Raw genomic sequence first — 12,212 nt, 5'->3', positions numbered from 1 at the left:
CAAAGAAAAGATATTTATTTATCTGTCCGATATGTGTTTTGTGATTTTAATGGTAAAAAATTAACGGTCTATAGGCTATAACTACGCATTTAATTGGAAACCACTGATATTATGTGTACATTTAAAAATGAGTTAAATTATTTGCATAATTAATTCCATTCCTAACAATTCCTTATAGCAGCCTTATCTCTTCTCTTGTTTCACGAAGCAACTTGGGTTTGGTATTTTTTTCAAACAAATTATTAACCAACTAAATAAGTCATTATGAAAAAAACAATTATGATGCTATTCATTATGTTAATGAGTAGTCAATTTATTCAAGCACAAGGCACTTCCGTACACATGCATAGGAGAGTTGCAGACACAGACATGGAAGAGGTCATAAAACGAGAAGTAAAGTATTGGAGCAAGTTTGCTGAAAGTGAAATTGAAAAAGGCAATATGACTTTTTGGGGAGTATTTGTTAGAATAGGAGGAACAGATTTAGAAAACGAACCAAATATTTTAATTGTTAATGGATTTACAGATATTGATAAAGAAATTAATTGGGGAGGAATTAAGGATATGTTTCCAGATGTAAAAATGGAAGACATGGAAACAAGGCATTTGAGTACAACTACCGATATGATTGTTTTAAGAGATTTAAAAAACCATATTCAGGTGCCCGGAGCTACAGGAGATGATTTTAATTTTGTTAGGATTAAATATCATAATGTGAAAGACCTTGGATGGCATTTTAGATTTGAAGCGGATAAAGTGAAGCCATTTTTTAAGGCAGATATGGATGCTGGGAAATCTAAAAGAAAGGGCTGGGGGAATGCTGTAATACTAGAGCCAAAATCAGAAAAATTCCCTTACAAAGCATATTCTTATAATTTGTTTTCAAAACTAAGTGATGCTTTAAATCCAAGACATAAAGAAGGGACTCCATTTCCAGATGGCTTTTTTGATGAATATCAAAAAAATGTTGCAGGTCCGGATAACTCAAGATTATATAGAGTTATAAAAGTAGTAAACAAATAGACTTAAAAAGGGTTGAACATATGTTCAACCCTTTTTAACTTATTTAGATAATTCTGTAAAATATTTGTAAAAATAGGGGATGGTTTCAATGCCCTTTAAGTAGTTCCAAACACCAAAATGTTCATTAGGAGAATGAATAGCATCACTATCAAGACCGAAGCCCATGAGTATGGTTTTACTGTTGAGTTCTTCTTCAAATAGTGCTACAATTGGGATGCTACCACCGCTACGTTGAGGTATTGGAATTTGACCGAAAGTTTCGGTATATGCTTTTGAGGCGGCTTGATAACCTATACTGTTTAATGGCGTAACATAACCGTTGCCACCATGATGTGGTTTTACTTTAACTTTAACTCCTTTTGGGGCAATGCTCTCAAAATGGTTTTTGAATAATTCAGTTATTTCTGCCCAATCTTGATTGGGTACTAAACGCATGGATATTTTCGCGTAAGCTTTACTTGGTATTACTGTTTTGGCACCTTCACCTATATAACCACCCCAAATACCATTTACATCTAATGTTGGTCTTATGGAGTTTCTTTCGTTTGTAGTGTACCCTTTTTCTCCGTGAATAGATTCAATGTCTAAAGCATTTTGATATGCCTCTAATGAAAATGGTGCTTTTGCCATTTCAGCGCGTTCTTCTTGAGAAAGTTCTTCTACTTTATCATAAAATCCTGGAATGGTAATATGATTGTTTTCATCATGAAGTGATGCTATCATTTTGTTTAAAATATTGATGGGGTTGGCTACTGCACCACCATATAATCCAGAATGTAAATCTCGGTTTGGGCCAGTTATTTCAACTTCAACATAGCTTAGTCCTCTAATTCCTGTGGTAATTGATGGGGTATTATTACTAATCATTCCAGTATCCGAGATAAGTATAACATCGTTTTGTAAACGTTCCCTGTTTTCTTGTACAAAGGTCCCAAGATTTTTACTGCCTACTTCTTCTTCACCTTCAATCATGAATTTCACATTACATGGTAATTGGTTAGTGGAGGTCATAAATTCCATGGCCTTTACATGCATAAACATCTGGCCTTTATCGTCTGAAGCACCTCTGGCAAAAATTGCCCCATCCGGATGTTTTTCTGTTTTCTTAACAACGGGTTCAAAAGGAGGTGAGTGCCACAAATCTAATGGGTCTGGTGGTTGTACATCGTAATGTCCATAAACCAATACCGTTGGTAAATTAGGGTCTATTGTTTTTTCGGCATAAACAATAGGGTAGCCTTCAGTTTTACAAATTTCAACAGAATCACAACCTGCTTTTTCTAGACTTGCTTTAACAGCTTCGGCAGTTTTAATGACATCATTTTTATAAGTTGAATCTGCACTTATTGATGGTATTTTAATAAGTTCAATTAATTCATCTAAAAAACGCTGTCTATTTTCCTGTATATATGCTTTTATGGAATTCATAAGAATGGTTTTAAATCTATCAAAAGTACATGATTTTTTTTCATTCTAAAATTTACTGAAGCTGAATGAAAATAAAAATATGTACTAACGAAGTGATTCCTGAAGTAAAACTAAATTTTGTAGTTTTTTTGAAAACAAAATTTGATTTTATACTGAAGAAATGTATAAAAAAGAATGTTTTTTTTGGGTAGAAGTTTGCAATTTAAAAGTATTGATTATATTTGCAGTCCTTTTGCGGGCGTGGTGGAATTGGTAGACACGCTAGACTTAGGATCTAGTGCCGCGAGGTGTGAGAGTTCGAGTCTCTCCGCCCGCACTGAAATTAGAAAAGCTTCTCAATTTGAGAGGCTTTTTTTGTGTTTTGAAAACAACTTAAGCGGTTTCGTTAATTTTCATGAAAATATTTGCTTTTTGCCATCTCAACTAATTAAAGATTATATATTTGCAAAAAAATATTTCTTACTAAAACGAGGAATAAATTCAATAAAAATTAACCATACATTAAAATGAACAAACAAATAGATCAGCAATCAGCGGATAATATTAGAGCATTGGCTGTAGCAATGGTAGAGAAGGCAAATTCAGGGCACCCTGGAGGGCCAATGGGAGGTGCAGATTTTATGCATATTCTTTATTCAGAATTCTTTAATTATGATCCATCTGATATGACATGGCCATTTAGAGATCGTTTCTTTATGGATGCTGGTCACTTGTCAACTTTAATGTATGCGCAATATTATCTTTTAGGAAATTATGCTAAAGATGATGTTGCTAATTTTAGACAATGGGGTTCAATTACACCTGGTCACCCAGAAGTAGATGTAGCTAGAGGTATTGAAAACACATCTGGTCCATTAGGACAAGGGCACACCATGGGTGTTGGTGCCGCTATTGCTGCTAAATTTTTACAAGCTCGTTTTGGAGATTGGATGAATCATAAAATTTACGGATTCATTTCTGATGGAGGAATTCAAGAAGAGATTTCTCAAGGAGCTGGCAGAATAGCTGGTCATTTAGGATTGAGTAACTTTATTATGTTCTTTGATTCTAATGACATTCAATTATCAACTTCTACAGATGAGGTAACAAGCGAAGATACGGCTGCTAAATATGAAGCTTGGGGATGGAAAGTTGTAACTATTGATGGTCATGATCACGATCAAATTAGAAAGGCTTTAACTGATGCTAATAATGAAACTGAAAAACCAACACTTATTATTGGAAAAACCATAATGGGTAAAGGTTGTGTTGCAGCAGATGGAAGTATGTTTGAAGGATATTGTGAGTTACACGGTCAGCCTATTGGACATACCGGAGCAGATTACGAAAAGACTTTAATTAATTTAGGAGCTGACGTTGAAAATCCATTTGATATATATGGAGACGTTAGTGAGTTTTATAATAATTTAATAGCTGATAAAACTGCGAAAGCTGCAGAAAAGAAAGCAGAAATTAATGCATGGAGACAAGAAAATGGAGCTATAGCTGATAAATTAGATTTCTTCTTATCAGGACAATTACCTGAGTTAGATTTTGAATCTATAGAACATAAAGCAGGCTTAGCAACAAGAGTAGCTTCTTCAAATGTATTGGGGTATTTAGCTGAGAATGTTGAAAATATGATTGTGTCTTCGGCAGATTTATCTAACAGTGATAAAACAGATGGATTCTTAAAGAAATCATCAGCATTACAGAAAGGTGATTTTAGTGGCTCATTCTTACAAGCAGGAGTAGCTGAATTAACTATGGCTTGTATTGCAAACGGTATTGCTTTACATGGGGGTATTATTCCTGTAGTAGCAACATTCTTTGTGTTTTCAGATTATATGAAACCTGCTATTAGGTTAAGTGCTATTCAAGAATTACCAGTTAAATATGTGTGGACACATGATGCCTTTAGAGTAGGGGAGGATGGACCTACACATCAACCTGTAGAACAAGAAGCTCAAATAAGATTATTAGAAAAGCTTAAAAATCATAGTGGAAATGCAAGTTTCTTAGCAATGCGTCCAGCAGATTCGGCTGAAGCAACAGTTGCATGGAAAATGGCTTTGGATAACACTAATACACCCTCAGGATTAATCCTTTCAAGACAAGGTATTAAAGATGTACCTGCACAAGGAGCATCTAGATATGAAGAAGCTTTAGGAGCTGAAAAGGGTGGTTACTTGGTGAAGGAAGTAGAAAACCCTGATGTTGTTTTAGTTGCTAACGGATCTGAAGTTTCAACTTTAATTGCAGCTGCAGATATTTTAGAGTCTCAAGAGAATTTAAAAGTAAGTATTGCTTCAATAATTTCAGAAGGTTTATTCAAACAACAATCTAAAGGATATCAAGACAGTGTTATTCCAAAGGACAAACCATTATTTGGTTTAACAGCAGGTTTACCTGTAAATTTAGAAGGACTTGTAGGTGAAAATGGGAAAGTATTTGGATTGGACCATTTTGGATATTCTGCACCTGCAGGTGTTCTAGATGAAAAGTTTGGTTTCACAGGAGAGCAAGCAAGCAAAAATGTATTAGAGTATTTAAATACTGTTTTAATAAAATAATAAACTAAGAAGAAAATGAAATTTTTTATAGATACGGCAAACCTTGATGATATAGCAGAAGCACAAGCATTAGGGATTTTAGATGGTGTTACAACAAACCCATCATTAATGGCTAAAGAAGGAATTACAGGAGCTGATAATATTATTGCACATTACAAAAAGATTTGTGACATAGTTGAAGGTGATGTTAGTGCTGAGGTAATATCAACAGATTTTGAAGGTATGGTAAGAGAAGGAGAAGAACTTGCTGCTTTACATCCTCAAATTGTTGTAAAATTGCCTTTGATAGCTGATGGGATTAAGGCATGTAAATATTTTTCAGATAAAGGTATTAGAACCAATGTAACATTAGTTTTTTCGGCAGGCCAAGCTTTGTTAGCTGCTAAAGCAGGTGCAACTTATGTGTCACCTTTCTTAGGTAGATTAGATGATATTTCAACAGACGGTTTAAACCTTATTGCTGAAATTAGACAGATTTATGATAACTACGGTTTTGAAACGCAAATATTAGCCGCATCTATTCGTCATACTATGCACGTAATTGATTGCGCTAAAATAGGATCAGATGTAATGACAGGACCTTTATCATCAATCACAGGATTATTAAAGCATCCATTAACAGATATAGGTTTAGCTAAGTTTTTAGCAGATTACAAAAAAGGAAACTAAACGATAGTTTTTATAATAGAAAAGCGTTCAATTTTGAAATAGAAGTTGAACGCTTTTTCATTTTATATTATTAGTTTTTAGAACCATTGTAAAATTTCATACCCAGTGAAGGTTTGTTGTCATGGTTAAATAACGTGGCGTTATCCCAATGAGAACCTTGTCCCCAAAGCGTTGAGCAACTTGTTGATACCCAGGCAGGTTCCCAATAGATTAATCCTTCACCTCCTGCTTCTTCAATCTTTAACTTTAAAGTATTTAAATAATCTAATTGACCTTGCTCTGATGCAGGATAACCAGAAATAAGCGCATTATTGTCTAAAATATTATTTGCAGAATCTAAATTTTGAAGGGTAAATGGATATGCTGTTTCAACAATCATCAAACGTTTGTTATAGGTGGTTATTAGAGTTTTGATTGGTGTTGAAACATCATTTAATTTATATTCAGACCAAAGAGGGTAGTAGGATAATCCAATCCAGTCATAATCATTAATACCATTAATTGTAGCATCTCTAAACCAGGGTAATGCATTTTCTGGTTGAGCAATATGTAACATTACTTCTACCTCGTTTGAAAAATCTCTTACTGCTTGAATTCCTTTATTAATTAAGTAAGCATTTCTTGTCCAATCAATGGGCCAAATCAAAGTCTCCCCTTGGAGTATCATTGGGTTAATTTCATTGCCTATTTGAACTATATCTGGTGTTAGGTTTGCAACTTTAAGATCATTAAGAGTTTCTAAAGTATAATTATATAAAAGTTCACCTAGAGCCGAAGTGTTGTCAATTTGATTTTCCCACGCTTTTGGGATAAGCTGTTTATGAGGGTCTGCCCAAGTATCAGAATAATGAAAGTCTAAAAGCACTTTCATACCTAATGATTTTGCCTTAGAAATGGTTTTTTTAACATCGGCAAGGTTTGAATAATTGGTCCAAGTTGGGTTATGCCATAAACGAACTCTAACTAGATTACATCCTGAGTCCGAGAAAATTTTATAAACATCTTTATCTTTACTATTGTTGTTTTTATACACTGCTCCGCAGTCAATCATTTCGTTTACATATGATAAATCGGCTCCATAATAAAATGAAATTTCTTGTTCAGGAATATCTTCATCGGTGTTCTTGTTGACATTGTTTTGGCATGAACACAAATTGAGTATGATAATACACTGGAAAAAAACACCTAAAATAGATTTCATTTTATAAAGTTTTGAATACAAAGTTAATAAACCAACCCTATGTTAAATTATGATTAAAAAAACCTCTCAAATTTGAGAGGCTTTTTTGTTACAACTAAACTAACTGAAAAACTAAACTACAGTTTAACTACTTTGAGAGTTTCTTGCACTCCCAATTTGCTATTAATCTTTACTATATAAATACTTTGAGGTAGGTTTGAAATATCAAAGGAATGTCCTTTGTCAAAATTCCCTCTAAATGATTTTACTTGTTTCCCTGTAAGATTATAAATAGAAACCGTTTCAATATTTTTGTTTATCCTAAACGAATTTCTTGAAGGGTTTGGATAAACCATTAAACCAGTTTCAAAAATTTTATCTTCGGTACTTAAGGAAGCCGATTGATTTCCGTACATTTTAAATTCTCCTGCAGTTAAATTAACGGATGTTGTACTTCCACTAATAGTTGTGCTACCAGATTCATCCATCAAATCATACCATGTTCCCCCATAAGGAAAATTTGGATTTACATTTTGACTTGAAGTAGAAAAATTGGCAATAACAATAACATTTTTCAGATTTACACCTGAAGTGTTTTCGTCACCCGTATAAATACTTATTCTAGGTGTTTGCGTGCTTGAAGTAATATTATAATCACCCTCAAAGACAGGTTCGTTTATTTTAAGTTTTATCATTCTGGTCCAATCGCTATGCACTTGGCTACGGTTAGGGTCACTTAGCCAATTTTCGGCCCATTGTGGTTGGGGTTTTGTGTCAAGTTTACAATCACCATCATTATTGCCATCGTAGTCTGAGTTAACAGTGCCGTTGGAACAGGTCCAGATGGAATCGTCCATGCCTAATTCTGCAAAATGCCACATCATTTTTGGTCCTGGTACTGTAATGAATACAGCTCCAATGGCTGACATTCTTTTAAGGGAATTATTTAAGTTTCCTTGTATACCGCTTTCTCCATAGGTGAACATTTCATACATAATTCTGTCTTTATCATGACTTTCAGGATATCCGACAACCCTTTTACCATCGAAACCTTTACCTATATGACCTATTCCAGAAATATCTATACCTGTTGATTTTCCATTTGCTAATTCTTTGTATGGATGCCATTGTTCACTCCACATCATAATACCTTTACCTTCTCCTATACGATAATTGGCCCATTCTATATCTTCATCCACCGACGTTTTGCCATCTGAATTTTGATCTCCAAATCCATTTGTTCCAAGATGTTCAAAAATCACGTAATGGTCTGGGTCTAAACTCCAAGAATGATCTGCGTAATCTTTTAAAATGTCTACTCTGTCTTGATTGTAATCATTTGTACAAGCTTCATCTGATTCACAATTTTGTGTAAAACCTTTAGTTAAATCCCAACGAAAACCATCTATTTTAAACTCTTCAATCCAATATTCAACAACTCTTTTAACATAATCTTGAGTGATAGTTTGAGAATGATTAAAATCAGAACCTACACTATAACTATGTTTAGCAGTTTGATTAAAAAATGGATTTTCACTACTAGGAGCTCCCCAGCCAGTGTTATCTGCATCGTCCATCCACATTCGTACAAGTGGATTTCTTCCGTAAGCGTGATTAAATGCTATGTCTAGTATTACAGCAATTCCATTCTGGTGACAAGTATCTATTAACTCCTTAAATTTTTCCGCAGTTCCGTAAAACTTGTCCAAGGCCATATGAAATGCCGTATTGTAGCCCCAAGATTCATTACCTTCAAATTCCATAACGGGCATTAATTCAATAGCATTAATTCCCAGATTTTTGAAATAGGAGATTCTATCAATTAAATCTTGAAAATTTTTATCTGAATCAAAATCCCTTATTAATACTTCATAAATAATAAGGTCTTCCTTTTTAGGTTTGTTAAAATTTGTTTCCTGCCAAATATAAGGTATTTGACCAGTCTGAATTACGGTAACTTCACGTTCCTGACCTGACGGATACTCATATGTTGTGCCAAGACCTGGAAATGAAGTTGAAGGAATACTCCAGTCATCAAAAGGAGATAAAACTAATGTTGAAAAAGGATCGGCAGTTTTTACGATATTTGGAGAATTAGCCACAGGATTTGTGTCATATACCCAATATTGATAGGTTTCAACTTGTCCTGATATCAATCCAGTTAATTCTAGCCAAAATATTCCAGTTGAAGGATCTTTTTTCATTAAATAGGAAGCTCCAGGATTATAGTTGTTAAAACTACCCGCAACATAAACAAAGTCTTTTAACGGGGCATTAAGTACTAATGTAGCCTTGGTATCATCGGAATCATTGTAATTAATACCTTCTTTCAAACCTGCTGGTATATTTTGGTCAGTAACGGTAGGTGCTACAATGACTTCTACTGAGCACGAATTGCTATCTCCTAGATAAGTTGCCTCAACTCTAACGGTTCCACTTGTTGTAATGTTAGTTAGAGTATTACTAAAGTTTGGAAACCCTGTTGTACCACTAACTTGAGACACTTCATTGAAAAATATTTCATAAGGGACATTGACAATCTGAGCACCTTTAGAAAAAACAGAACCACCAATAGTTAGATTGTCACCGCTATTAAGAACAACAGTGCTGGCAGGATTTGCTATGTTAACATGAATACCTTGTCCCAAATATTCAATATGATCTTGCGTTTTTTTATCTCCATTACCATTATCTGCTTTAACTAAAACTCCAAAACCAGACATTTTAGATATACCGAAAAAAATTGATGGAGTCATTACAAAACTATATGTTCCATCTCCGTTGTTTGTTAATTGGAGATCATCATTGGAGTTATCCCAAGAACCGTTTCCAATTAAAGGACCTCCAACGGTGTTGCCACAACCATCAAAATACCATGCCCAAAGAAAAATGTTATTTGGTTCACCGGTATTCCATATTTCTGGATCTACCCCAGAAACTGTAATGGTAACTTCATCATTTATCCCAAAATTAGTGGGGGAGAAAGAAAATGAACCAGTCTGTTCCTGTCCAAATGAAGTTAGTCCAACTAATAATAAACTAAGAAGTAGAATTTTTTTCATGGTATAAAGAAGGTATGTAAAAAGGGACATGAGAATATCTCATGCCCCATTTACATAATTATGTTATTATTCTAAAGTTATTGTTTTATTTACTGTATCAATGGTCAGTAAATAAGTTCCAGGAGTTCCGTTGAAGTAGAAATTACTATCGCCATCCATGGCATTTGTAAAGTCACTATCAATGGTATAACCTTCACCTTCATAATATGGGTAGTTATAACTTGGAGACCCCCATTCTAATGTTCTGTCTGTAAAAAATCTGAAAGCATCATTTCCAAACGTTACATCTCCGGAGTAAGTTCCATTTCCTGTACAAGGTAAAGCTACAGGAGTATCCCATCCCCAGCCAGCGTCAGGTACACCTGCACCAACTAACCAAAGTTGATCTAGGTCACAATTAGGTACTGCAACCTCAATTAAAGTTATGGTTTTGGCCATGGTGTCTATAGTAAGATTATATGTACCTGTTACACCAATAAAAGCAAAGTTGTTGTCACCATCCATGGCATCGACAAAGTTACTATCTATTGTATAGCCTTCTCCTACATAGTAAGGATAGTTAAAACTTGGCGAACTCCATTCTAGAGATCTGTCTGAGAAGAATCTGAAATTGTTGTCCGCTCCATTGTTATTTTGTAGGTATACATCACCAGAATAAACACCGTCTCCATAACAAGGTATAACAACAGGAGTATCCCATGCCCAACCTGCATCTGGTACACCAGCACCTACAAGCGATAATTCGTCAAATTCACATGCAATTGGTTCAAGAGTAATTGTTTTAGCTGTATCATTGATGGTCAAAAGATAATCACCAGAAGTACCAATAAAAGCAAAGTTGCTATCTCCGTCATTTGCATTTATGAAATTACTATCTATGATATATCCAGCATTTTCATAATGTGGGTAGTTAAAGCTTGGAGAGCCCCATTCTAGGGATCTATCTGTAAAGAATCTAAAGTTGTTATCAGCGCCTCCATTGTTTTGGAATGTTACGGCTCCGGTGTAAACTCCATTTCCAGTACAATTAATAACTACGGGAGTAGTCCATCCCCATCCAGCATCAGGAACACCGGCCCCAACTAAAGACAATTGGTCATAGTCACAGTTTGGCCCTGTTCTAGCATCACCTAACGTAATGGTTCTGTTCTCAACATCTATTTCTAAATAATATAATCCTGTGGTTCCAACGAAAGCGAAATTACTGTCACCATCATTAGCATTTTCAAAATTTGAATCTATTGTATAGTTTCTGTCGCTGTAATACGGGAAGTTTTGACTAGGTGAACTCCACTCTAAAGAAGCATCTGTAAAGAATCTAAAGTTGTTATCGGAACCTCCGTTGTTTTGTAAATTAATGTTACCACCATATTTAGATCCAGATAAGGTTAATTCAACTGGAGAATCCCATCCCCAACCAGCATCAACAGCGCCAGCACCAACTACGTAAAGAATTGGTGGTAAAGTTACATCATAAGGTGTAACAGTAATTGTTAAACTTTCAGAAAGGCGCACCATATCTCCACCTGTTAGTGCTATGGAAGCTTTTACTCTAACATCAAGAGCAGCAGCATTTTCTGCTGTTAGACCGACTGATAAAGCAGCTTCATTTAATTGTTCATGACTAACAGTCATTGAGGTTGCGGTAGGATTTTCGGCTGGTTCAATTAAGAAGGGTGCAGCAAAATTATCACCGGCTTTTCCAAATTCTAACGCATAGGTAACTTCTACCGTAGTATTTTCACCAAAGTCAGGGTCATTCCACTCAACCGTCAATGCTGCGTCAGATGGAGCAACATCAGATAAAACTACCTCGAATGTATTATCAGGGCTAGTGATAACCGGAGGTGTTTCGGCATACGATGATACACTAAAACTTACTACATTAGAAATTAAAGACCCCGTTGATATTCTCATGAAAACTGCAAATGGTTCAAAGGCGGGTACATCAGCTCCTATTAGAGCTTCATTAAATTCTCCTACTGTCATACTAAACCTGTCTGAACTTGAAGTTCCTAATGTCATAGGATTTTCAAACGCAAGAGGGTCTTTTGAAATTTCTACAGTATAGCTTGAACCTCCACCAGATAATTCATCTGTCCATACAATTGTAAATGCAGGATTATCAGGTATTTCTGGGTTTAAATTTATATTGGAAATAGATGGCTGTTGCAGTTCAAACACTGCTTCAGGACTCGTAATTTCTAGAGTTTCTTCGGTTTCGCAAGCTATAAATAATAGCGCAAAACCTAATAAAAACTTGCTTATTTGTTTTATACTTATCTTCATAGTATTATT

7 protein-coding genes and 1 tRNA gene are annotated in these 12,212 nt (G+C 34.9%); 4 read left to right on the top strand and 4 right to left on the bottom strand.

The genetic code is table 11. The features are described from left to right. The first annotated feature begins 264 nt into the window (after nt 1–264). Nucleotides 265–1,023: a hypothetical protein gene (locus tag FUA22_RS08730; RefSeq protein ID WP_147767583.1), complete on the top strand. Its 759-nt coding sequence runs from the start codon at nt 265–267 to the stop codon at nt 1,021–1,023. Nucleotides 1,024–1,062: 39 nt separating this feature from the next. Here the strand turns inward: FUA22_RS08730 and FUA22_RS08725 are convergent, their stop codons facing one another. After that, entirely contained in the window at nt 1,063–2,451 is a 1,389-nt protein-coding gene (locus FUA22_RS08725; RefSeq protein WP_147767582.1) for a dipeptidase, read from the bottom strand. Between the two features lie 234 nt (nt 2,452–2,685). Between FUA22_RS08725 and FUA22_RS08720 the strand changes: the two genes are divergently transcribed. The 3 genes from FUA22_RS08720 to fsa all read left to right on the top strand — a co-directional run bounded on the left by FUA22_RS08720 (nt 2,686) and on the right by fsa (nt 5,672). Further along, nucleotides 2,686–2,767 (top strand) — tRNA-Leu (locus tag FUA22_RS08720). Nucleotides 2,768–2,957: 190 nt separating this feature from the next. Further along, the gene (locus tag FUA22_RS08715; RefSeq protein WP_147767581.1) at nt 2,958–5,003 is read left to right on the top strand and encodes a transketolase family protein; all 2,046 of its coding nucleotides are present in this window, start codon (nt 2,958–2,960) and stop codon (nt 5,001–5,003) included. A gap of 15 nt (nt 5,004–5,018) precedes the next feature. Further along, nucleotides 5,019–5,672 carry a fructose-6-phosphate aldolase gene (gene fsa, locus FUA22_RS08710; RefSeq protein WP_147767580.1) on the top strand — a complete coding sequence of 218 codons (654 nt, stop codon included), beginning with the start codon at nt 5,019–5,021 and terminating at the stop codon, nt 5,670–5,672. A 70-nt stretch (nt 5,673–5,742) separates the two neighbouring features. On the opposite strand, the gene FUA22_RS08705 is transcribed toward fsa, so the two are convergent. From FUA22_RS08705 to FUA22_RS08695, 3 genes are all read right to left on the bottom strand, one after another. Continuing rightward, complete coding sequence (locus FUA22_RS08705) at nt 5,743–6,873, bottom strand: glycoside hydrolase family 53 protein (RefSeq protein ID WP_147767579.1); 1,131 nt, start codon at nt 6,871–6,873, stop codon at nt 5,743–5,745. 116 nt (nt 6,874–6,989) lie between these two features. Beyond that, nucleotides 6,990–9,914: an alpha-amylase family glycosyl hydrolase gene (locus FUA22_RS08700; protein WP_147767578.1), complete on the bottom strand. Its 2,925-nt coding sequence runs from the start codon at nt 9,912–9,914 to the stop codon at nt 6,990–6,992. 66 nt (nt 9,915–9,980) lie between these two features. Then, nucleotides 9,981–12,203, bottom strand: a complete 2,223-nt coding sequence (locus FUA22_RS08695) for a SusE domain-containing protein (protein ID WP_147767577.1) — start codon at nt 12,201–12,203, stop codon at nt 9,981–9,983. Nucleotides 12,204–12,212: the final 9 nt, after the last annotated feature.

This window comes from Seonamhaeicola maritimus (genome assembly GCF_008056315.1).
GTDB classification, from domain to species: domain Bacteria; phylum Bacteroidota; class Bacteroidia; order Flavobacteriales; family Flavobacteriaceae; genus Seonamhaeicola; species Seonamhaeicola maritimus.
This window is presented reverse-complemented; position numbering and strand designations above follow the sequence as displayed.

Coding starts and splice junctions, on each gene's coding strand:
- FUA22_RS08705 (WP_147767579.1), bottom strand. CDS start 6,873: ATGAAATCTATTTTAGGTGTTTTTTTCCAGTGTATTATCATACTCAAT.
- FUA22_RS08715 (WP_147767581.1), top strand. CDS start 2,958: ATGAACAAACAAATAGATCAGCAATCAGCGGATAATATTAGAGCATTG.
- fsa (WP_147767580.1), top strand. CDS start 5,019: ATGAAATTTTTTATAGATACGGCAAACCTTGATGATATAGCAGAAGCA.
- FUA22_RS08725 (WP_147767582.1), bottom strand. CDS start 2,451: ATGAATTCCATAAAAGCATATATACAGGAAAATAGACAGCGTTTTTTA.
- FUA22_RS08695 (WP_147767577.1), bottom strand. CDS start 12,203: ATGAAGATAAGTATAAAACAAATAAGCAAGTTTTTATTAGGTTTTGCG.
- FUA22_RS08700 (WP_147767578.1), bottom strand. CDS start 9,914: ATGAAAAAAATTCTACTTCTTAGTTTATTATTAGTTGGACTAACTTCA.
- FUA22_RS08730 (WP_147767583.1), top strand. CDS start 265: ATGAAAAAAACAATTATGATGCTATTCATTATGTTAATGAGTAGTCAA.